At 60.9% G+C, this 21,250-nt stretch carries 17 protein-coding genes; 7 read left to right on the forward strand and 10 right to left on the reverse strand.

Annotated features, from left to right (window positions below; genetic code table 11):
- From D7D26_RS12170 to hisS, 4 genes are all read right to left on the reverse strand, one after another.
- Positions 1-789 (reverse strand): hypothetical protein (locus tag D7D26_RS12170; protein WP_147413064.1); only part of this gene is annotated, 789 nt, incomplete at its 3' end.
- Between the two features lie 234 nt (positions 790-1,023).
- The gene (locus D7D26_RS09345; protein WP_120372873.1) at positions 1,024-3,024 is read right to left on the reverse strand and encodes a putative dsRNA-binding protein; all 2,001 of its coding nucleotides are present in this window, start codon (positions 3,022-3,024) and stop codon (positions 1,024-1,026) included.
- A 144-nt stretch (positions 3,025-3,168) separates the two neighbouring features.
- A complete protein-coding gene (aspS, locus tag D7D26_RS09355) occupies positions 3,169-4,977 on the reverse strand; it encodes an aspartate--tRNA ligase (protein ID WP_120372875.1) in 1,809 nt (602 codons plus the stop codon).
- Between the two features lie 72 nt (positions 4,978-5,049).
- The gene (hisS, locus tag D7D26_RS09360) at positions 5,050-6,321 is read right to left on the reverse strand and encodes a histidine--tRNA ligase (RefSeq protein ID WP_120372876.1); all 1,272 of its coding nucleotides are present in this window, start codon (positions 6,319-6,321) and stop codon (positions 5,050-5,052) included.
- Positions 6,322-6,857: 536 nt separating this feature from the next.
- On the opposite strand from hisS, the gene kdsB reads away from it, so the two are divergent.
- The 3 genes from kdsB (at position 6,858) to D7D26_RS09380 (ending at position 10,018) form a co-directional block, all read left to right on the forward strand.
- The gene (kdsB, locus tag D7D26_RS09370; protein WP_120372878.1) at positions 6,858-7,610 is read left to right on the forward strand and encodes a 3-deoxy-manno-octulosonate cytidylyltransferase; all 753 of its coding nucleotides are present in this window, start codon (positions 6,858-6,860) and stop codon (positions 7,608-7,610) included.
- 37 nt (positions 7,611-7,647) lie between these two features.
- The gene (locus D7D26_RS09375; protein WP_120372879.1) at positions 7,648-8,769 is read left to right on the forward strand and encodes an iron-containing alcohol dehydrogenase; all 1,122 of its coding nucleotides are present in this window, start codon (positions 7,648-7,650) and stop codon (positions 8,767-8,769) included.
- 70 nt (positions 8,770-8,839) lie between these two features.
- Complete coding sequence (locus tag D7D26_RS09380; protein WP_120372880.1) at positions 8,840-10,018, forward strand: DegT/DnrJ/EryC1/StrS family aminotransferase; 1,179 nt, start codon at positions 8,840-8,842, stop codon at positions 10,016-10,018.
- A 76-nt stretch (positions 10,019-10,094) separates the two neighbouring features.
- Here D7D26_RS09380 and D7D26_RS09385 read toward each other — a convergent pair whose 3' ends face one another.
- Both D7D26_RS09385 and D7D26_RS09390 read right to left on the reverse strand, forming a co-directional pair.
- Positions 10,095-10,433: a cupin domain-containing protein gene (locus D7D26_RS09385; RefSeq protein WP_078016044.1), complete on the reverse strand. Its 339-nt coding sequence runs from the start codon at positions 10,431-10,433 to the stop codon at positions 10,095-10,097.
- A 259-nt stretch (positions 10,434-10,692) separates the two neighbouring features.
- Positions 10,693-11,217: a nitroreductase gene (locus D7D26_RS09390; RefSeq protein ID WP_078016043.1), complete on the reverse strand. Its 525-nt coding sequence runs from the start codon at positions 11,215-11,217 to the stop codon at positions 10,693-10,695.
- Positions 11,218-11,454: 237 nt separating this feature from the next.
- On the opposite strand from D7D26_RS09390, the gene D7D26_RS12780 reads away from it, so the two are divergent.
- Together D7D26_RS12780 and D7D26_RS09395 are read left to right on the forward strand one after the other, a co-directional pair.
- Complete coding sequence (locus D7D26_RS12780) at positions 11,455-11,583, forward strand: hypothetical protein (RefSeq protein ID WP_255415986.1); 129 nt, start codon at positions 11,455-11,457, stop codon at positions 11,581-11,583.
- Positions 11,584-12,364: 781 nt separating this feature from the next.
- The gene (locus D7D26_RS09395; protein ID WP_120372881.1) at positions 12,365-13,069 is read left to right on the forward strand and encodes a B3/B4 domain-containing protein; all 705 of its coding nucleotides are present in this window, start codon (positions 12,365-12,367) and stop codon (positions 13,067-13,069) included.
- A 426-nt stretch (positions 13,070-13,495) separates the two neighbouring features.
- Here D7D26_RS09395 and D7D26_RS09400 read toward each other — a convergent pair whose 3' ends face one another.
- From D7D26_RS09400 to D7D26_RS09410, 3 genes are all read right to left on the reverse strand, one after another.
- Positions 13,496-14,242: a response regulator gene (locus D7D26_RS09400; protein WP_078016041.1), complete on the reverse strand. Its 747-nt coding sequence runs from the start codon at positions 14,240-14,242 to the stop codon at positions 13,496-13,498.
- Positions 14,239-15,855: an ATP-binding protein gene (locus D7D26_RS09405; protein ID WP_120372882.1), complete on the reverse strand. Its 1,617-nt coding sequence runs from the start codon at positions 15,853-15,855 to the stop codon at positions 14,239-14,241. The genes D7D26_RS09400 and D7D26_RS09405 overlap by 4 nt, the downstream gene beginning before the upstream one ends.
- Before the next feature lie 482 nt (positions 15,856-16,337).
- Positions 16,338-17,912, reverse strand: coding sequence for an AbgT family transporter (locus D7D26_RS09410; protein WP_120372883.1), 1,575 nt, complete (start codon positions 17,910-17,912; stop codon positions 16,338-16,340).
- Between the two features lie 217 nt (positions 17,913-18,129).
- Here D7D26_RS09410 and D7D26_RS09415 point away from each other — a divergent pair, with 217 nt between their 5' ends.
- Both D7D26_RS09415 and D7D26_RS09420 read left to right on the forward strand, forming a co-directional pair.
- Positions 18,130-18,780, forward strand: coding sequence for a nuclease-related domain-containing protein (locus tag D7D26_RS09415; protein ID WP_078016037.1), 651 nt, complete (start codon positions 18,130-18,132; stop codon positions 18,778-18,780).
- Positions 18,777-19,883, forward strand: a complete 1,107-nt coding sequence (locus tag D7D26_RS09420; protein WP_120372884.1) for a M20/M25/M40 family metallo-hydrolase — start codon at positions 18,777-18,779, stop codon at positions 19,881-19,883. The genes D7D26_RS09415 and D7D26_RS09420 overlap by 4 nt, the downstream gene beginning before the upstream one ends.
- Positions 19,884-20,003: 120 nt before the next feature.
- Here the strand turns inward: D7D26_RS09420 and rfbA are convergent, their stop codons facing one another.
- Positions 20,004-20,891 (reverse strand): glucose-1-phosphate thymidylyltransferase RfbA, encoded by an 888-nt coding sequence (gene rfbA, locus D7D26_RS09425; protein ID WP_120372885.1) that lies wholly within the window; start codon positions 20,889-20,891, stop codon positions 20,004-20,006.
- Between the last annotated feature and the right edge of the window lie 359 nt (positions 20,892-21,250).

The raw sequence follows: 21,250 nt of genomic DNA on the forward strand, positions 1-21,250 counted from the left end.
GCCATCTTTGACGTCGATATTGCCGAGGATCTGAACGACGTTGTTCGGATCGAGGATCTCCGTCGTGCCGGGTTTGATGTTGAGGTTGACGACGCCGCCGTACTTGCCGCTGACGGCGTCGTTCTTGGCCACGCCGGCGCCGTACTCGCCGTCGTACGCCTCCTGCGCCCCGCCGGGAATGTTGGTGTTGATGTAAGCGTTACCGGTGACGTTGATGACGGCGCCGGCCGCGCCGGCATAGATGCCGTTGTGGGCAAAGCTCGGTTTTGTAATACCGGAAGCGTCGATAATGCTGTCCACCGTGAGGTTACCGATATCCAGCCGGGAATTTCCGCCGACGTAAATGCCGTTCACGTTCAAATGACTGGGAACGGTCAATTTGAGCCGATTCTTTTGAACGTAGTTCTTGATTGAAGCGGAGCTGTTTTCCTCCATATATATTCCTGACATAGCTCCATTCACTATCTTCAACTCGTTTAAATTCATTGTAACCGTGTCAAATGCGTACCCCGTATCATTCTTAAACCGCATCAGCTTGGATTCTGCCGGCTGATTGATCTCTCCAACGGCGTTAACCGTGTAGTTACCCCCCGCCCGAGTACCAGTGGCCGCGTCTTCGCCGACGTTTATGGTTACGCCGTTCACAAAACCAGGATGTTCCGAACTGTTGAACGTAAAATTCGGTATGTTCGCGTCCAGCTCGATAGCCGCCGCATGGCTCTGCCCCCCGCTCCCCGCCAGCAGCGCCGCCGCCACCGCCGTTCCAACCAACCGCTTTGCCGTTTTCATAATTTTTGCCCCCTCCAAAAAGTGTTGAGAATAATTCAACATAAAACGCCTTTCCCTGGCAAGCGGCCATCGCAAAGAAAATGAAGACGCGTCTGCCGCGGTCCGGAACAGCGCCGGCACAAACGATTACGGACGGTCGAAAGCAGAAGGCACGGCGAACACCAAGCCCCGCCGGCGCGGGGATCGTATATTCCGCGCCGACGGGGCCTGGTATATCGGGAGTTTGCGGGGAGATCAGCTCTTCGTGTATTTTTCGCCCATGCGGTAGAGCCAGTCGGTCAGGCGCTGCCCGAGGCGGATTTTCTTTTGAGGCGCTTCGGGCAAAGGCAGAGGGGCGACCGGCGCGCGGCGGCGCGGCTTGCGGCGCTCGTGCGGGGCGCTCGGCGCGGTACGGGCGGCGGGGGCTTCTTTTTTGAGCGGCGGCACGAGCGCGCTTTCGCGCGCGGCGCGGTCAAGCAGCAGCAACGCCAGCGCCTGCTCGGCGATTTTCTTGCCGGGAGCGGTCATGCAGGCGGCCAGATCGCCCCTGACGAACAGGCCGGTGCGGTACAGGCGCAGGTCTTCGCTGCCGCCGGCGCGCAGCGACAGGATCTCGGCGGGGCCGCGGCGCGAGCTTTTCAGACGCTCTTCCAGCAGCAGGTCGGGACGGACGTTCTGCGGCGACATGCCGGCGGGCGCGCTCAGCTTCAGCTCGCGCAGCACGTCCTTCCAGCGCCGGGTCTGCGTGACGGCCCTGAACAGGGCCAGCAGGCGGGCCTGATTTTCGCCGAGGCCGGGCACTTCGGTGCAGAACCGGTCGCCGAAAAAGACGCGGGCGCGGCGCATTTCGTCCTGCCCGGCAACGGAGGCGATCTCGACGCGCAGATCTTTCTCGCCGCCGCGCTCGCAGACGGCGCGAAAAGCGCTCTCCAGACGGGCCTGTAGCTGAGGCAGGTCGGCGTTCAGCCGCCCGCTTTCCCCGAGGGCGTCGGCGGCGAGCAGCTGCAGCATTTTCCAGGCGGCGGCCTGGCCGGCGGCGCGCTTGCTCTGGCCGCTGCCGCTGACGATCGGCTCGCCGCTCAGCTGCAGTTCCACGAAGAACAGGGGGCTTTTGCCGCCCGGCGAGGGCAGATCGACGTAATGGGGCTGGCCGATGCCGAGGCGCTCGCAGCAGGTCTGCAGGCGGCCTTTCAGCTCGGGGCTGTTTTTCAGGCCGGCAAGCTCCAGGTCCCTGAAAGCGTCGGCGCCGCGCTTCGTCTGCCGGACGGCGGCTTTGCCCACCTCGCGGACCAGGGCTTTCAGCGCGTCCTTCTTCGACGGGCCGCCGGCTTCGGCGACGCGGATGCCGTTTCGAAACGCCGCGGCGGTGAACACCGGCTTGTGCTCGGGACCGTCTTTGGCGACGATGCGGTATTCCACGCCGTCGCGGACGAGGACGGGCTTTTCCGCGGCGGCGTTTTCGGCCTCGCTCGCGCCGGCCGCACTGCGGCCGCGGGGTGGCTGCCCATGGCGGGGCAGGACGCGGCGGTAGCGGGCGCGCAGCACGACGGCGCGCTTTTTCTGTTCCTCGGCGGAAGCGTGACTGAGGCGGCACATGGCGTCGCGCGCGGCGTTGCGCTCCGCCTCGGTGCGGTCGGCGCCGAGGCCCGTGCCCGAGGGCTCTTTGTCGAGGGAGACGGTGCTCTCGAAGATGATCTTGCCGTTGGCGCGGCGGCGCATCGTGCTGTAGCGCGGCGCGCCGAGCTTTTCGTACGAGCAGTCGCGCTCGAGGTGGCGGCGCGAATCGAAGCCCGCGCCCTGGTCGGGGTAGTCGGCAAAGCTCTGCAGCAGCGCGCGCACGGCGTCCAGCCCGCCGTCGAGAAAAAAGGCGCCGGCCACGGCCTCGACCGAGTCTTCCACCATGGCGTCGGAAACTTCCACGCCCTCGCACACGCGCAGCATCCGGTCGAAGCCGGCCTCGTAGCCCCAGGCGCTGAGATTGCGGCCGCAGACCAATTTGGAGCGCTCGATGGTCATAAAACCTTCGTCGGCCTCGGGATATTCCTGGTAGAGGGCCTCGCCGACCAGCAGCCCCAAGGCGGCGTCGCCAAGGAATTCGAGGCGTTCGTTGTTCATGCTCGGGCTCTGGCCGCCGGCGCCGGACCGCTGCGTGAAGGCCAGGCGCAGCAGCTCGGGATCGCGGAACTGATAGCCGGTGCGCTTCTGCAGGCTGTCGGCGCGCTGCCAGAACTCCTTGGGCATGTTTTTTTCGTTCATCCATTCACCTCCTTTCGACGATCTTTACGCGCCGGATCTGCCGACGCTTCGCAACAAAACGATTCTAACACACCGCGCGCCGCCGCACAAAAAACGCCGCGTCCTTTTCACGGGGGACGCGGCGTTTCACGTTTTTCGCGAAAATCACTTTTTCGCTGCGGCGGCGAACGCGCGCACGGAGATGCCCAGCTCGTCGAGCTGAAGCGATTCGACCGGCGAAGGCGCGCCGGCCATCAGGTCCTGGGCCTTGGCCGTCTTGGGGAAGGCCATCACCTCGCGAATGCCCTTGCAGCCGCACAGCAGCATGCAGAGGCGGTCGAAACCGATGGCCAGCCCGCCGTGGGGCGGCGTGCCGTACTTGAGCGCGTCGAGGAAGAAACCGAAACGGCTTCGCGCTTCTTCGGGCGTGAAGGCCAGACACTTGAAGACCTTTTCCTGCACTTCTTCGTCGTGGATGCGGATCGAGCCGCCGCCCACCTCGATGCCGTTGAGCACGAGGTCGTAGGTGCGCGAGCCGCAGCGCACGGGATCGCTTTCGAGATAGGGCAGGTCCTCGGGGTTGGGCTGGGTGAACGGGTGATGCGTGGCCACCCAGCGGTTTTCATCGGGACTCCACTCCAGCAGCGGGAAGTTGGTGACCCAGAGGAACTCCCAGCCCTCTCGCACCAGGCCGTGCGCCCTGGCGACGTCGAGGCGAAGCTGCCCCAGCACCGTGGCGACCAGCATGGCGTCGACGTTGGCGATCAGGAAAATCGCGTCGCCGTTCTGCGCCTGCGCCAGTTCGAGGAACTGCGCCTTGTGTTCGTCGTCGAGGTATTTGGCCAGCGGCCCCTTGAGCGTTCCTTCCTTGATCTGGAAAAACGCCACGTCGGGCGCGCCCAGCTTCTTGCCGGCGGCAGCGACGTCCTCGCACTGCTTGCGCGACCATGCGGCGCCGCCGGGCACGGAGATCGTGCGGATCACGCCGCCGTTGGCGATCAGATTCTGGAAGGGAGCGAAGCTCGTGCTTTCGAAAGCGGCGGTGACGTCGTGAATTTCGAAGGGGATGCGCAGGTCGGGCTTGTCGCTGCCGAAGCGGCGCATCGCCTCGCCGTAGCCGAGGCGGCGGAAGGGCGCCGCGATTTCGACGCCGAGGATCTTCTTCCACAGGCCGACGACGTAGCCCTCGAGCAGATCGTACACGTCTTCTTCGGTGACGAAGCTCATCTCCAGATCGACCTGCGTGAACTCGGGCTGGCGGTCGGCGCGCAGGTCCTCGTCGCGGAAGCATTTGGCGATCTGATAGTAACGGTCCATGCCGGAGATCATCAGGATCTGCTTGAACAGCTGCGGCGACTGGGGCAGCGCGTAGAACGAGCCGGGCGCGACGCGGCTGGGCACGAGGTAGTCGCGCGCGCCTTCGGGCGTAGACTTCATCAGGATCGGCGTTTCCACCTCGGTGAAATCGCGGCCGTTCAGATAGGCGCGCGTGTACTGAGCCACCTCGTGGCGCGTGCGCAGGTTGTTTTGCATGCGCTCGCGGCGCAGGTCGAGATAACGGTAGGTGAGACGCAGGTTTTCGTCGACGTTTTCCGTCTCGTCGCCGATCTCGAAAGGGATCGGCGCGGCCGCCGACAGCAGCAGGAAGTCGCTCGCCACCATCTCCCAGCGTCCGGTCGTCATATGGGGATTGATCATGCCGTCGGGGCGCACGCGCATTCTGCCTTTCACGGCGATCACGTATTCGCTGCGCAGATCGCCTGCGTCGGCGTGCATCTGCACGTCCACCTCCGGCGTGAAGACCACCTGCACGCTGCCCGACTTGTCCCACAGCTCGATGAAAATCACGCCGCCATGGTCGCGGCGGTTGCGGACCCAGCCGTTGAGCACGATCTCCTTGCCGACCAGCTCTTCGCCGACCAGCCCGCATTTGACGGTTCGCTTCCAGCTTGAATCGAAAATTCCCTTGCGCATTTTTCTCCAAACTCCCTTGTCTGTTCAAAAAAGTCCAACGAAGCGCCGCGTTGGAACGGCGCTTCGCGTTTTTTACCGTGTGCCGGCCAGAGACGCCACGCGGGCGGGCACGTCGGCGAGAGGCACTTCTTCCTGCGCCGCCGCGCTCAAGTCGCGCACCGCGGCCACGCCGCGCGCGATCTCGTCGCCGCCGAGGATGCAGGCAGCTTTGGCGCCGCTGGCGACCGCCGTTTTCATCTGCCCCTTCATGCCGCGGCCGGCGTAGTCCATGTCGGCCCTCAGCCCGGCGCGGCGCAGCGCGTAGAGCAGCTCCACGGCGTTCAGCCGCGCCGAATCGTCGGGGCAGACCACGTAGGCGTCGAGCGCCGGCTGCGCGCCGAACGAGCAGCCTTGCTCGCCCATGACGAGGATGACGCGGTCGAGTCCGGCCGCGAAGCCCACGCCCGGCACGTGCGGCCCGCCGATCGCCTCCGCCAGGTTGTCGTAGCGCCCGCCGCCGCACACGGCGCTCTGCGCGCCGAGGTCGCCGGACTTGACCTCGAAAGCGGTCTTGGTGTAATAGTCGAGGCCGCGCACCAGCGTTTTGTCGAGCGTGTATTTGACGCCCAGCCGGGTCAGCGCCGCGGTGACGGTCTTGAAGTGTTCGGCGCATTCGTCGCAGAGACTGTCGAAAATGTCGGGCGCGCCGGCGACGATCTCGCGGTCTTCTTTGCAGTCGAGCACGCGCAGCGGGTTGCGCTGCAGACGGCTTTTGCAGGTGTCGCAGAGTTCGTCGCACCGCCCCTGCAGATAGCCGATCAGCTTCTCGCGGTAGACGGGGCGGCACTTGGGGCAGCCCACGGAATTGATCACCACCTCGAGGTTCCGCATCCCCAGAGTGCGGAACAGCTCGATGGCAGTCATGATCACCTCCGCGTCGACGAGCGGGCTCTCGGAGCCGATCTCCTCGTAGTCGAGCTGCCAGAACTGGCGGTAGCGCCCCTTCTGAGGGCGCTCGTAACGGAACATCGGCCCCGCGCCCCACAGCTTGGCGGGGTTGCCGCCGGGCACGCCGAGCGAGTGCTCCACGTAGCTGCGCATCATGCCGGCCGTCATCTCCGGACGCAGCGTGATGCTGCGGTCGCCCTTGTCGGTGAAGGTGTACATTTCCTTCTCCACGATGTCGGTCGTGTCGCCCACGCCGCGACTGAAAAGCTCGGTATGCTCGAAGATCGGAAGCCGGACCTCGCTGTAATTGAACCTGCCCGCCGTTTCCGCGGCGCGGCCGAGCACATAGGCCCATTTCCAAGACTCGTCGGGAAGAATGTCGCGGACTCCGCGCGGTCCCTTGATAGATTCAGACATCGATCCGTACCTCCTGCGTGTCGAAAAATTTTAACGATACGGCTTTCGCGAACCGCCGCATGAGAAAGCACTGCTTCTATAAAGCAAATATTATACCGCAGATCGCGGATCTGGGAAGAGGCTCTTTTTACGGAAACCCTTCCGGCGGCAAAATGACATACGAAAAATGATATCCGTCATGAAAAGGCTCTGCAACGTTTTTTCACAGGGAACGTTCCACGGGGAACGTTCGCGAACAAGCTTTCGGCGGCAAGAGCAACTTTCAACACCGGAGGTCAAACAATTTTCCGCGCCAATACTGGTTCTTTATTGGAAGATCGAACTCAAAGGCGCTGCGGAGGAACTTCACAAAGCGAACCGCGCAGCCCGCTTTGCGGCTCTCCCGCGCAGAATTTGGAGAGCTTTCGTTGTCCAGTCAAGCGAAAAAATCAAGAAGACTGCGGAATTTTATAACACGATATTTTAATTACATGCCACTTTTTACGTTTTGTCGGTGATACTTTTTTGTAAGCGAAAATCAAAGGGGGATTTTTTCCATGGTTCTTCGAACTCTTGCCGTCATCCCCGCACGCTACGGGAGCACGCGCCTGCCCGGCAAACCGCTGCTTCCCGTCGCCGGAGTCCCGCTGATATTGAGGGTGCTTCGCGGCGTGCGCGGCTGTCCTCTGATCGACCGCGTTATCGTGGCGACCGACGACGAACGCATCGCCCTCGCAGTAGCAGGGGACGGCGGCGAAGCCATGATGACTCCGAGCGATCTTCCCAGCGGTGGCGACCGCGTAGCCTACGTGTCGGAGCGTATCCCTTCGCAGTACGTGATCAACGTGCAGGGCGACGATCCGCTTGTGGACGCGTCGATGATCGAGCCGCTTGTCGGCGCTCTCGAAGAGGACGACGTTCAGCTGGCGCTGCTGGTCAAGCGCATCGAACGCCGCGAAGAAGTCGTCAATCCCAACGTCGTCAAGGCGGTCTTCGACCAACGCGGCAGAGCGCTTTACTTCAGCCGCTCGCCGATCCCGTATCCTCGCAAAGACGCAGAGGGCGTCTGGTACAAGCATATCGGCCCTTACGGCTGGAAGCGTTCTTTTTTGCTCGACTTCGCCTGCGGGCAGCAGACGCCGCTGGAACGAGCCGAAAGTTTGGAAATGCTGCGCGTTCTGGAACGAGGCTTCAAGATCCGTTGTCTGCCGATCGAACGCGACACGATCGAGATCGACGTTCCCGACGACCTGAAACGCATCGAGGAATATCTGGCGCTTCTCGGTGAAAAAGCGGCCTTGCGCCCATGACGATTTTAGCGGCCATATCGCATCAGGAAGGGACAAAATGATAAAAGCGCCTGAAAGTCTTCGCAATTTTCCCCGGCTCGAGCGCTGGTGGCGGGTCGACGTCCCCACCGAGGTCATCCTCTCCGACGAAGGTCTCGCGCGTCTTTTCGAGCTGCTTCGAGAACGGCGCAAAAAGGCTTTTTTCGTCGTCGATGAAGCTCTCGAGGTCCAGCCAGCCTTCGCCATGATTTTTGAACAGGATAGAAATTTCGTCTTCAATGCCTCTTATTCGGAAGTTCGCACCGGCGACGTCGACGCGCTCGTCGACATCCTGCGCGCCGATCGCGGCGGCTGCGACGTGATCGTCGGCGTCGGCGGCGGTTCCACGATGGATCTGGCGAAAGCGGCGGGAATCTGCGTCGCCAATCCTCTTCGCGCCCAGGATTATCAGGGCTACGGCCTGAAAATGGAACGCGGCGTCGACGTGTGGGCCGTTCCCGCGCTGAACGGGACGGGGGCCGAGATCACGCCCATCGCCGTGATGCGCGGGCCGGAGAAAAAGCTCGGCATCAACAACGCGCTCGTGGAAGCGAGACTCGCGATCATCGATCCGGGGCTTTCGGCCGGCGCTCCGTCGTTCAACCGTTTTTACACCATGATGGACTGTTACTTCCATCATTACGAGATTTCCAAGAGCAAGACCAGCCAGCCGCAGGCGATCCTCGACGCTCTCGACGGGCTTCACCTCTCCCGCGAGGTCCTCGGCTGCGATCTTGCCGAATATGACCCGGCGAGAGCGGTCAAATCCGCCATGGCTTCCGTACTGGGAGGTACGAGCAGCGTCGGCGGGCGGGTGGGTGTTCCTCACGCTCTTTCCTACGGATTGAGCAACTCGGCTCCGTTCCTGCCCCACAGCGTGGCGGTCACCCTGTCCATGCTGGCGTTGGAAGATCTTTACCCCGACGGCTACGACGACACGCTGGATTTTTTCGCGGCCAATCATCGTTCGCTGCCCAAGGCCAGGGATTACGGTCTCGGCGAAGCGGACGTTCCCCAAATGACGAAGACCGCGTTGGGGATGGAAAAGCTGTGGCAGAGCTGCTTTGGACTCGAGTGCTGGAAGAAAAAGGCCACGCCGGAATACGTCGAGTCGATCTACCGCAGGATCATCGCCGGCTGAACGGGGTCGGCGGACAAAAGGACTCCCCGCGTCTTTTCATATCGTTTTCATTTTCGAAGGAGGAAACCGCATGCCCGGTACGGAAATTTTCGATCAGATGGAAGCGGATGCCGTCGTCGACGTGATCCGCCGTAAAATGCTCCACCGTTATTCTTCCCATGCCGCCCGCGGCGGCGTTTACCGCGTCAGCGAATTCGAAACGGCGCTGGCCAAACGACTGGGCGCCAAACATGTGCAGGCGGTCAGCAACGGGACCTCGGCGCTTTTCGTCGGGCTCAAAGCCATGGGCATAAGGCCCGGCGACGAGGTCATCACGTCGGCTTTCACTTTTATCGCCACCGTGGAAGCCATCGTCGCCTGCGGAGCCGTCCCCGTGCTGGCCGATATCGACGAAACGCTGGGCATGGCCCCGGCATCGGTGGAAAGTAAGATTTCGCCCCGTACCAGAGCGATCATGCCGGTGCACATGTTTGGCGCCGCTGCCGACATGGATCCGATCCTGGCGCTTGGAAAGAAATACGGCGTTCCCGTCGTCGAAGACAGCTGCGAAGTGACCGGCGGCACCTATCACGGCAAAGCGCTGGGGACCTTCGGCCTGTGGGGAACCTACAGCTTCGACCCCAACAAGTACGTCACCGTCGGCGAAGGCGGCGCGCTCGTCACGGACGACGACGATCTCTATAAGGCTGCGGAATATTACCACGATCACGGTCACGTGCACCGTCTCGATATCGAGCGCGGAGCCGAGGACAAATGCGGACTCGGGCTCAATTTCCGCATGAGCGAGATTGAAGGCGCGCTGGGGCTTGTGGCGCTGAAAAAGATGGACTTCGCTCTCAACCTGCTGCGAGAGACCAAGCGCAAAGTGCTGGAAGGAGTAAAGGACACGGGACTGAAGCGCCGCGTCGTCCCCAACCCCGAAGGCGATATCGCCACGCACATCGTTTTCCTGCTTCCCAGCGCCGAAGCCGCGCGCAAATTCCAAGCCGTGACCGGAGATCAGGGCATGCCGGCCGCCCTGATCGGCGACAACTCATGGCATTACGCCAAGCATTGGAAAGCCCTGAATGATTTAAGCGGAAGCACTATCGGCGGTAACGTCGCTCCATCTTATGCCCCCGAATCCATGGGACAGACTGAATCGGTGCTTGCCCGAGCCGTATTCTACTGTCCCAATCTGCTGACCGACGACGGCACGGTCGAGAAGATGGTCGCCGCTTTGCGAGCCGGAGCTGAAGCCGTGCTGTAAACGGCGCTGCGTCCGCATAAAAAAGCGCCGGAACTTGTCCACCTTTCGAGAGGGGAAAAGTTCCGGCGCTTTTTCGCTACGCGCTTTCAAAATGGACTGCGATCCACACGCAGGGCGGTTCGGCGCTGGTATAGACGACGCGGTGGCGGACATGGGCGGGGATCAGCAGCCAGTCGCCGGACGAGAGCGCGCTTTCGCCGCCGTCCGCCCAGAGCAGGCGCGCCTTTCCCTGCAGCAGCGCCACCCATTCGTCGCCGTCCTGATCGTACCACTGCCCCGCGGGCGTGATCTGCCCCATGGAAACGATGCGCTCGACGCGGCAGCCCTGGCCGGCCGCCAGTTCGTCGAGGAGTTCGTTGCCGCCCGGCGCGCAGCGCCGCGAAAGCGCGAAAAGACGCCCGCGTTTTATCTCCATCGTAGTCCTCCTCTGCATCCCCCGCCGCTCCCGTCCGCGTCCGTCAGGCGGACACCTCGGCCGCGCGCCTCGCTCGCGCGGGGATCGGCGCGCCGCAGATGGCGCCGATCCCCGGTCCTCCGGACTTACGGGGCATGCCTTCACCGGCGATAAAGTTTAAAATCCATCCCATTATATCATCGCGGCGTTCCCAATGCCTCAACGCAAAAAAGCGCTCTCCCCGCCCTCGGGAAAAGCGCTTTTTTTCTCGGAGATCCCTTTATTTCACGTAACGGACGTAGCCCGCTTTGCGCGATGCCGCCGCTTTGGGCTCTTCGGCGGGATAGCCGAGCACACAGTTGCCGATGCCCTCATAGCGGCCCTCGAGGCCAAGTTTTTTCAGGAGTTCCCTGAACTCGTCGCGTTCGAAAGTCTCTTTGGCGCGATGGATCCAGCAGCTGCCCAATCCGAGCGCATGGGCGGCAAGCAGCATATTGCCGATCACCAGCGAGCCGTCATAGACATAGGTGGGGACGGACGTGTCGGCCAACACGATCAACACGACCGGCGCACCGTAAAACATGTCGGCGCCCGGGTTGCCGCGGATCTCGGCGTTCACCCGCGACAGTTTATCGCGCAGTTCCCTGTTGGTGACGGCAACGATGACGGGCGACTGCTTGCCCATGCCCGAAGCGGCATAAGTCCCCGCCTCGATAACCTGATCGATCAGTTCCTGCGGCACGAGATCGGGCTTATACTTCTTACAGCTGCGGCGTTCCAGGATCGCTTTCATGACTTCGTTCATGATGACTCCTCCTTTCGTTTCCATAGCGATTTTATTATAACGCACAACGGCGTTTTATGCGTCGTCATCCCCCCAAAAATAACAATGCCGCCGAAGCGAAACAACGGCGGCACAAGTTCTTCGAACTGACAGCGGCTCAGATGTGATACGGCGGCGGAGGCGGCCGGTGTCCGGGACGCGGAGGAGGGGGAGGTCGGTGTCCGGGACGCCGCGGGGGAGGAGGAGGAGGAGGAGGAGGTGGTGGTGGTGGTGGTGGTGGTGGTGGTGGCGGCGGTGGACCGTAACCGGGGCGCCGGCCATGATGCGGCGGCGGAGGCGGCGATGGAGGCGGCGGCGCGACGCGGGGACCGCGCCAACCGATCGTAAAGCGCCACCCGCGATAAGTCTTTGCCAGCACGATAGTGACGTCGCGTCCATACCAGCTCGCTTTCTGGTACCCGTTGTTCGTCGTCCCGTACTGAGGGCGTCCGTAACGGCGAACGGCGTAGTGAAGAACATCCGCATAGGAAGAGCTGCGGTCGTCGACCTGCCCCTCCACTCCCCAAAAGCGGCCGTCGTCGCGGAAAGCGTAATAGAGCGTATTCAGCGGATAACCCAGCCATTCGCTGCCGCCGAAAATCCTCTCGTAATAATACTTCCCGCCCGAAGGCGCCTGGGGCGCCTCGCGGAACTGATCGCTCATGCCTTCCCAACGCGAACCCCAGGCAATGCCGTTGAATCCCGCCGGCTCGTTGGGAAAGGCCCAGGCCGCTGCGCTGAACATCAGCACCGCCGCGGCTGCGGCTGCGCATTTGCCATAAAACTTCATTTCTTCTGCCTCCTTTTATTCTCAAGATTTCCGGAGCACGGCCCTGCCGGGATGCCCGCAATGCTTCCAATCTCACGCTCACGCCGTTTATTTATGTTTTTCAGTCTAGCAGAAAAACTTTAAGAAAACAACTGTCAAAAAAACAACAGCCCGACATCTGAAGATTTCCGCACTCCGTTCCGTCCAAGCCGAGCCCGCCGCTCCTCTTTTGATGAACGGCGAAAACAAATTCATGTGCGGAAGGCGTTTCCGCAGCCGGTCTCACGAGGCGGAAACTTGAGTTCTTCCGGCAAAGTCCGTATAATCGGCCGAAAAGCGACATGAAGGAGGAAGGCTCACATGAAATTCATCGTCGCGCACCAATTTTTCGAGAAACTTCCCGACGTCTGCTTCGGCGTCGTGGTCGCCAGAAACATCGACAACGCGGCGGTTTACCCGCAGATCGACGCGATGCTCGCGGAGGCGGCCGCGGCGGCCGCGGCTCGCTATGAAGGGCGAAAAATCAAGGACGAACCGGCCATTCTGCCTTATCGGCAGGCCTTTCGGGCGCTGGAGCTCAATCCCAACAAATTCATGAGTTCTATCGAGGCCATGTTCACCCGCGTCGGCAAGGGCAAAGGACTGCCGCACATCAATCCCGTCGTCGACCTCGGCAACGCGCTCTCGCTCAAATACGCGCTGCCCATGGGAGCTCACGATATCGGCCGGATGGACGGCGACATCGAAGTGCGCTTCACGCGCGAGGGCGACAGCTTCGTCCCCTTCGGCGAAGCCGAGGCCGAACCGGTGCCCGCCGGTGAACCTGTCTACGCGGTCGGCCGGAAGATTCGCACGCGCCGCTGGATCTGGCGGCAAAGCGAGCTGGGCAAGATCGGTCCGCAGTCCCAGGACATTTTCTTTCCCATCGACGGCTTCGCCTCCGCGAACAAAGAGGCGATCTTCGCCGCCCGCCGCGAACTGGCCGATTGCTGCGCTCACATCTTCGGCTGCCGCGACGTGAAGAGCGATTTTCTCGACGCTTCCCACCGCGAGACGGAGCTGTAGCCGCTCCCGCTGTCTGCCCAATCCCGCCGGCGGGTGCCGTCTTCATCCTTACATCGTTGCCGAAACCGCTGCTGAAGTTTCGGCGTTTCAGCGCGGCGATCCCGTACGCAGGCGCCGCACATACATGGGCCCCGGCAGCGCGAACGTGCGCTGCCGGGGCCTAACTGTGCGGTCATTTTCGTCTGTTCGTGCGCCAGCCGGCGACGGTGAGCACAAAAATGACGGCCTCTTTTCAGCCGTCTTCAAATGCAGTCTTTTCCAACACAACAGAGACTCTCGCGAGGTTCTTTCAACAACGTTCCCCGCGGAGTCTGCCACGTCTCTTCTTTAAAAACAAACCGAACCCACACAAAATCCCCTTCTGCGGCCCTGCATGGCAAAAGCCGCAGAAGGTCCCATCACGTAGGAGGAAAAAACGGAAAAACGCTATTTCTTCTCTTCTTCGTTCGAACTGCTTTCTTCCGTCGTCTCGTCCTTCTTTTCGACGCTGTCGGGACGGATGAAGTACTTGATGCAGGGGCGTCCGCCCGTCTCGTAATCGACGGAGCTGTCGATCTCGCCGATTTCGGCGAGGTAGTTCAGATAGCGGCGCACCGTCACCTTCGACAGGCCGACCACGCCGGCCAGGGTGTCGCAGGTGCAGGTCTCGCCCTTCATCTTGTCGAGATGCGAACGGATCATGTCCAGCGTGCGCTGCTGAAGCCCTTTCTTCAGATCGCGCGCGGGGGCCTGGGGCTGGGGAGCGCCCACGCTGACAAGCGCGTCGATGGCGTCCTGGTTCAGCGTCGAAGCGTCTTTCAGCACGTGCGCCTTCTTGCGGTACTTTTCGATGGCTTCCATGAAGCGCTCGTACTCGAAGGGCTTGACAAGATAGTCCACGATGCCGAGACGCAGGGCTTCCTCGACGTTTTTCACGTCGTTGGCCGCCGTGACCATGATCACGTCGGACTGGATGTCGGCCTTGCGGATCTCGCGAAGCAGCTCCAGACCGTTCATCACCGGCATGTACACGTCGAGGATGATCAAATCGGGTTCTTCATCCTCGATATACGCCAGCGCATCCTTGCCGTTATCAAAGACCGCAGCCACCTGAATGTCGTTGGCTGTGTCAAGATAGCGCCGGTTGATCTGCGCAACCATCGGGTCGTCTTCAACAATAATCGTCTTAATCACAGTTTTCCCTCCCTGGTGAAACACACCGTGATGGATGTGCCCACTCCTTTTTCTGAATCGATCTGCATTTCTCCGCCGCTCGACTCGAGCACGGAACGAATCAGCCTCATTCCCGTACCGCGATGCCGACCTTTGGAACTATAACCGCCTTGCCTTACGTGTTCGATCTCTTCCGGCGTCATGCCCTCTCCCGTGTCGTCAACCGTGACCATCAGGCTCCGCTCGTCCTCGTGAACCAACAGAGACACCTCACGATCGCCTTCGCCCTTGGCCTTGGCGTTCACCGCTTCGATAGCGTTCTCGACAAGGTTGCCGACCAGCGTCACAAAGGCGTTGCCAGACAGAAACCGGCTGACTGCCGGGACCGAGCTGGAACCAACCAGATTGAACTCTATATCCAGCTCCCGGCAGTGAGACATTTTGCCAAGGAGCAGAGCCCCCAAGTTCTTGTTTTGGATCTTCTGCAGGACCGCCGCGATCACATCCGACTGTTCCCGGGCGATCCCGGTGATGTAACGCTCGGCTTCCTCCGGCTCGCCGATGCGCAGCAGGCCGAGGATCACCTGCATCTTGTTCATGAACTCATGGCTGTTGCTGCGCAGCGCGTCGATCATGTGGTTGACGCCGGTCAGCTCTTCCGCCATACGGGTCAGTTCGGTGCGGTTGCGCAGGATGGCCACCGCCCCGAGAAGCGTTCCGTTCTCCCTGATCGGGATGCGGTTACAGAGAATGTTGACGTCGCCCAGGATGATGCCGTTGTTGTACAGAGGCTCCCCCGACGCCAGCGTTTCGCCGATGCGGATCTGCGGGTAAATGTCGTCGAGGAGGCGAACGCGCAGGTCCCCCGGGGCAATGTGGAGCATCGTCCCCGCCGCCTTGTTGACCAGCGTAATATAGCCGGCCGCATTGACGGCCACGATCCCCTCCTCCAGCGAATTCAGAACTTCGTCGCGCTCGAGGAAGAACTTCGACAGCTGTTCCGGTTCGTACCCCAGCAGCGATTTTTTGATGCCGCGGGCCGTCAGCCATGCCGCCAGCAGACCGATCGCCAAGATCGACAGCAGCGCGCCGAAGTGCGCTTCGTAAATTTCCCAGCGCTGCGAGGCGATGTTGGTCATCAGCGAAGCGACCACGATGAAACCGATCTCTTTCTGCGTCTCCGCGTCGAGGACCGGCACGAAATAGCGTTTTTGGTCGCCCAGCGAACCGACGGCTCGGGAAAAGTAACGTTCTCCCCTCAGCACCCGTTCCTCGTCGCCGCCGACGAAATTCTCGCCGATCCGGGAACGGTTCACGTGGTACAGACGCTGCAAACGCATGTCCGCCAGCGTGATCACGTCGACGTCGCGCAGCCCCTTGATAAGATTGTCCAGATAAAGGATCAATTCCTCGCTGCTCTGGTCTTCCTTGAAAGCCTGAATGACCAGCGGATTGGCGGCGACCATTTCGCCCAGGTCGTGCAGCGTCGTCTCGATCCGGTGGCTTTGAAGCTTCAGATTGAGGCGCAGGACCATCACGATCGTAAAGCCGATCGTCAAAAACACAAGAATAACGCTGCCCAGCATGAGCTTCTGCGACAAAAGCATGACGCGGGCATTCTTGCCTGTTTTCATGTTCGTCTCCCAACTCTTCGTAAGAAGTGCGCCGACGGCCCGCCGGAAGCGCCTGTTCACATGAAAGTTATTTTATCATACTTTGGCACTTTTTGGAGATTTTAGTTCCATCCCAAAAGAACAATAACTATCAATCATGACGATAACGTTCCATATCCGCAGAAAATCGCGCAACACCCGACGGCGGCGCAAAAATTTCACCCTCCGGCGTCCTTTTGTCCCGGAGTTCTCATTTACTTAGTATGTATAATATCATACCCTCCTGAGGAAACGCAATAACTAAAATGATAAAACCTGAATAATGCGCATTTTCAATCAAAGAAACTTCACTGGCAACGCGGTGATTCGAAGCGCCTCCAAAGATTCGCCTCGTAACGCCGCAAGTTCGTGAGGGCCGCAAAAAACGCGGCGCCGCCGAAAAAGGCAGCGCCGCGTTTCCAGGCCGGAATCATGAATCGTCGTCGATGGGACGACGGGAATCTCTACATCGGCGGCAGGACGCCGGCGGGCAGCGTGGCGTAGACGCCGGGGCCGATCGGCAGCCCGAAGTAATCCCAAACGATGAAGAAGACGATCCAGGCGATCTGCATGAAGAACGCGATCGGCACGAGATTGGCCACGAGCGTGCCGATCTTGATGTCCTTCATGTATTTGGCCTGCGCGACGCTCAGGACCATCCAGATATAGGGACTCATGGGCGTGAAGCAGTTGGTGGGAGAGTCGCCGAGCCGGTACAGCAGCTGGGTAAAGCCGGGGTGATAGCCGAGCAGCATGAACATGGGCACGAAAATGGGAGCGAAGATGGCCCACTTGGCCGAGCCGGAGGCGACGAAAAGGTTGACGACCATCGCCAGCAAAATGAAGGCGACGCACATAGACGTCCCCGTGAAGCCGATGCCCTTGAGGAAATCGGCGCCGCCGATGGCGAGCATGGTGCCCAGCTTGGTCCAGTTGAACAGCATGTTGAACTGTCCGGCGAAGAAACAGAACACGACGTAGCCGCCCATGGCCGCGGCCTGCTTGACCATGCCTTTGTTGAGGTCGCCGCTGTTCTTGATCGTGCCGGCGGAATAACCGTACACGATGCCCGGCAGCGCGAAGAAGAAGAACAGAAGCGGGATCATGCCCTTGAGCAGCGGCGATCCCACGAAGATGCGCGAGCCGTCGGCGGCGATCTTCGCCAGCGGGCCGAAGAAGAAGCCGGCGACCAGCAGCGCAACGTAAGCCAGCGCCACCCATCCGGCGCGGCGCAGTCCCTTTTTCTGGCTGTCGCTCAGCTCTTCGATCTTGGCGTCGTCGGCGCCGCCCTCGTACTTGCCGAAACGGGGCTCGACGAGCCAGGTGCAGATGCCGCCGATGACGAGAGTGCAGAGGAACGTGGAGGCGATCAGGAAGAACCAGTTGCAGGTCACGTCGACCGTGAACGTACTGTCGGGGATAAAGCCTTTGATGGCCTGATTGGTCAGCCCTTGAAGCAGGGAGTCGGTGCCGGCGATCATCAGGTTGGCGGTGAACCCGGCCTGGGCGCCGGCGTAGCCGTTGATCATGCCGACGACGGGATGCTTGCCCACGCCCATGTAAACGATGGCGGCCATCGGCGGGATCACGACCATGGCGGTGTCGGAAGCGATGTTGCCGACGGTGCCGAGGAACGCGATCACGAAGGGCACCAGAGCGGGCGGAACGTTTCTCATGCACTTGCTGAGCATGGCCAGAAGCAGGCCGGACTCCTCGCACATGCCGATGGCGAGCGTCATCGTGATGACGAGCCCCAACGGCGCGAAGCCGGTGAAGTTCTTGACCATGTTGTCGAGAAGCCACTGAAGTCCGGTGGCGGAGAACAGGTTTTGGGATTTCACGACCGCCTTGGCGGGATCCGAAATGGCCGGATTGATCATCGAGAAATCCGTCACGGTGAAGATGGCGCCGATCACGGCGACGATCAGGAAGAGCCAGCAGAACAGGATGGCGGGCGGCGGCAGTTTGTTGCACACGCGCTCGATGCCGTCCAAAAAGCGGTCTACCCATGATTTCTTCGCTGCTGCAGTGTCAGTCATGTTTCTGACCCCCTCAAAAAGATAAAGTGATTTGAGATAACGCCGCGCAAGCTTCTTTCGAGCGTCCTGCGCCGGTAAACCCGATCTTGGGTTCACTTTCGGAAATTATATCATACGTGGATACAAAACTACAATAAGACTTTTTGCATACTTTATCAAGCCGGCTGTGTTAGAATAAGACGTTTCCAAAATCCTACCGACAGGAGAGAGACGCCTCATGGAATTCAAATTTTTCGGCATGAATCTGGAGCTCTGGAAGCTGCGCTCCGTTTCGGATTATGCGCGGTTTTTCTTTTTCATGGCGGCCGGCGTTCTCGTTTTCGTCCTTCTGGCGAAACGCATCGGTAAACGCCGCAACGACGCCGCCGCGACGGAGCGCGTCGTCCGGAAACTGCGGCGGCTCTGCAAAAAGGAAGGAACCGTTTGTAGCGCGTCCCCGCCCGCCGTGCCGCCGGGAACGGCCGACGCCCTGCTGGTTTCGCAGCGCGGGATCTTTGCGCTGCGCTGCATCGGCTGGGGGATCCGTGTTTTCGGCAGCATCGAAAGTCCGCAGTGGCGCGTCGAGGACAACAACGAGAAACGCGCCATCCCCAATCCTCTCGCGCAAGCGGGCGCGGCCGCCGCGGCGCTGAACGTCCGCCTGGCGGAAAAAGGGCTCGCCGCCGCGGTGCAGCCGCTGGCCGTCTTCGCCGATCCCTTCGACTCCCCCCGTCTCAGCCTCGAAGGCGGCGCCTGCGCCGTCGCTTACGGAGACCTGAAAAAGTGGTATCATTCTCAGCCGGAGCACCCCGCCATGGAGCGTTCCGTTCGGGACGAAATCATCCGGGCGCTTGCGCTTACGGAATGGAAAAAGGAGAGAAAATCATGATCGACAGCGAACGACTGGTAAAGAACTTCTGCGCCTACGCGCGGATCGACAGCGAGAGCTTCGACGAAGGGCTCATGGAGAAACGCCTCGTCAAAGACCTCGAGGAGCTCGGCTGCGAGGTCCGCACCGACGGCGCCGGGGCCAAAACAGGCTCCACCGGCAACAACATTTACGCCTTTTACAAGGGCACGCTGCCCGGCGAGCCGCTAATCTACTCGTGCCACATGGACACCGTCGCGCCCGGAAAAGGCGTCGCGCCCGTCGTCAAAGACGGCATCATTTCCAGCGGCGGCGACACGATCCTCGCCGCCGACGACAAGTCGGGCATCGCCGGCATCGTCGAGGCGCTGACCGTCGTCCGTGAAAAAGGACTGCCCTGCCACGACTTCGAGATCATCGTCACCATCGGCGAAGAACAGGGCCTGCTGGGCGCCAAGCATTTCGATTTCAGCCGCGTCAAGGGCAGGGAAGCCGTGGTCCTCGACGGCGCCGGCGACGTCGGCACGATCGTCCCCAACGCGCCCGGCCAGATCAAGATGCACGCCGTCGTCACGGGGCGCAGCGCCCACGCGGGCCTGGCGCCGGAAAAAGGCGTCAGCGCCATCCAGGCGGCCGCCCGCGGCGTCGCCGCCATGAACCTGCTGCGCATCGACGAGGAGACGACCTGCAACATCGGCACGTTCAAGTCCGAAGGCGCGACCAACATCGTCCCCGCCAAAGCGGAGATCGTCGCCGAAATCCGCAGCCGCAATCTCGACAAGCTCAACGCCCAGGCCGCGCACATGCGCGGCTGCCTGCAGAAAGCCTGCGACGATCTGGGCGCCACGCTCGACTGCGAGCTGAAGACGACCTACGTCAGCTTCGCCTGCCCCGACGATCATCCGCTGATGAAGCGCCTGCGCGCCGCCTGCAAGGCGATCGGCTGCCCCGTCCGCCGCGTCGACGGAGGCGGCGGCAGCGACGCCAACGTGATGGCGCTTTCCGGCATCACGCCCGTCGTGCTCGGCACCGGCATGAAGGACGTGCACACCGTCAACGAAACGATCACCGTCAAAAACCTCGAAGACACGGCCAGGCTCGTCCTGCGTCTGATGACCGACTGATACCGATTCCCGAGAGAAAGTACAACCATAGTTTTCCGGACGCTGCGGCGCATAGACAAAGGCGGGGAGGAATGTTCCACGTGGAACATTCCTCCCCGCCTTTGCTTTCGCCAGCGGAAATTACTTCTTGAACTGATGGTAAAGCTTTGTCAAATAGCGGCCGTAATTGTTGTTCTTGTCCGCCTCGCCGTACTCGCGCAATTTTTCGAGGGCGAGGAATCCGGCGCTGTAAGCCGCCTCCTCGGGACAGCAGATCATGTGCCCCTGCTCGCGCTCGACGCGCGCCACGTAATTGGACGCCTCCAGCAGACTGTCGTACGTGCCGGAGTCGAGCCACGCGAATCCCTGCGGGAACACCTGCAGGTCGAGCTTGCCCTGCTCCATGTAAACGCGATTCACGTCGGTGATCGACACTTCCCTGTCAGCCGGGATCTGCCGGCGCAGCTCATGGGCGTACTGCATGACCTTGCCGTCGAAGAAGTACAGGCCGACGACGGCGCAGTTCGATTTGGGATGCGCAGGCTTTTCCTCGAGCGTCAGGACCTTGCCCTCTTCGTTGAAAGAAGCGACGCCGAAACGTTCCGGATCGGGGACGACGGCGCCGAAAACGGTGGCGCCCTCCGTCTGCGCGGACGCCTTGCTGAGCATGGCGGGGAACCCGGAACCGTAGAAGATGTTGTCGCCGAGGATCAGCACGCAGGGATCGCCGGCGATGAAATCCTCCGTCTGGACAAACGCGTCGACCAGACCGTTGGGCACGTATTGGACCGTGTAATGCATGTGGATGCCGAAGCGGGAGCCGTCGCCGAGCAGCCGCTCGAAACTGCTCTTGTCAACTTCGGAAGTGACCAGCATGATATCGCGCACGCCGGCCTTGATCAGCACCCAGATCGCGTAGTAGATCATCGGTTTGTCATAGACGGGGATAAGCTGTTTATTCACGGCTAAAGTCATGGGATGGAGCCTGGTGCCGAGTCCAGCCGCGAGAATTACTCCTTTTCTGGCCATGAACGGGCCTCCTTCGTAGTGATGTTCTCCTACATTATATCTAATTTTCTTAAAATATCCAGTACACAACTTTGCTTATTTTCCCCTTCCGCCGGCGTGAAATTCTTCAAGGTAAATGCAACGCAACATCCGGTACCCCGTTGCATTAAATCTGAATTAAAAGAAGCTTGCATTTAGGGCTTGTTTAAAAAACGTCAAAGTTGCCTAAATCGATCCAATCGCTTAAACTTTTCTCATGGAAGAGAGAAGATATGAACTGACCTCCAGCGAGTGGAATCGAATCAAGAGAATGCTGCCGCCCGAACACCCGAAATCAGGTCAACGTGGACGCCCGGCAAAATACGATAACCGCAGGATCA

It is taken from the genome of Pyramidobacter sp. CG50-2 (assembly GCF_003612005.1).
Lineage (GTDB): Bacteria > Synergistota > Synergistia > Synergistales > Dethiosulfovibrionaceae > Pyramidobacter.

What these genes read in the sequence shown, in the direction of transcription:
- D7D26_RS09345 (WP_120372873.1), bottom strand. Translation starts at nt 3,024, where the DNA reads ATGAACGAAAAAAACATGCCCAAGGAGTTCTGGCAGCGCGCCGACAGC.
- aspS (WP_120372875.1), bottom strand. Translation starts at nt 4,977, where the DNA reads ATGCGCAAGGGAATTTTCGATTCAAGCTGGAAGCGAACCGTCAAATGC.
- hisS (WP_120372876.1), bottom strand. Translation starts at nt 6,321, where the DNA reads ATGTCTGAATCTATCAAGGGACCGCGCGGAGTCCGCGACATTCTTCCC.
- kdsB (WP_120372878.1), top strand. Translation starts at nt 6,858, where the DNA reads ATGGTTCTTCGAACTCTTGCCGTCATCCCCGCACGCTACGGGAGCACG.
- D7D26_RS09375 (WP_120372879.1), top strand. Translation starts at nt 7,648, where the DNA reads ATGATAAAAGCGCCTGAAAGTCTTCGCAATTTTCCCCGGCTCGAGCGC.
- D7D26_RS09380 (WP_120372880.1), top strand. Translation starts at nt 8,840, where the DNA reads ATGCCCGGTACGGAAATTTTCGATCAGATGGAAGCGGATGCCGTCGTC.
- D7D26_RS09385 (WP_078016044.1), bottom strand. Translation starts at nt 10,433, where the DNA reads ATGGAGATAAAACGCGGGCGTCTTTTCGCGCTTTCGCGGCGCTGCGCG.
- D7D26_RS09390 (WP_078016043.1), bottom strand. Translation starts at nt 11,217, where the DNA reads ATGAACGAAGTCATGAAAGCGATCCTGGAACGCCGCAGCTGTAAGAAG.
- D7D26_RS09395 (WP_120372881.1), top strand. Translation starts at nt 12,365, where the DNA reads ATGAAATTCATCGTCGCGCACCAATTTTTCGAGAAACTTCCCGACGTC.
- D7D26_RS09405 (WP_120372882.1), bottom strand. Translation starts at nt 15,855, where the DNA reads ATGAAAACAGGCAAGAATGCCCGCGTCATGCTTTTGTCGCAGAAGCTC.
- D7D26_RS09410 (WP_120372883.1), bottom strand. Translation starts at nt 17,912, where the DNA reads ATGACTGACACTGCAGCAGCGAAGAAATCATGGGTAGACCGCTTTTTG.
- D7D26_RS09415 (WP_078016037.1), top strand. Translation starts at nt 18,130, where the DNA reads ATGGAATTCAAATTTTTCGGCATGAATCTGGAGCTCTGGAAGCTGCGC.
- D7D26_RS09420 (WP_120372884.1), top strand. Translation starts at nt 18,777, where the DNA reads ATGATCGACAGCGAACGACTGGTAAAGAACTTCTGCGCCTACGCGCGG.
- rfbA (WP_120372885.1), bottom strand. Translation starts at nt 20,891, where the DNA reads ATGGCCAGAAAAGGAGTAATTCTCGCGGCTGGACTCGGCACCAGGCTC.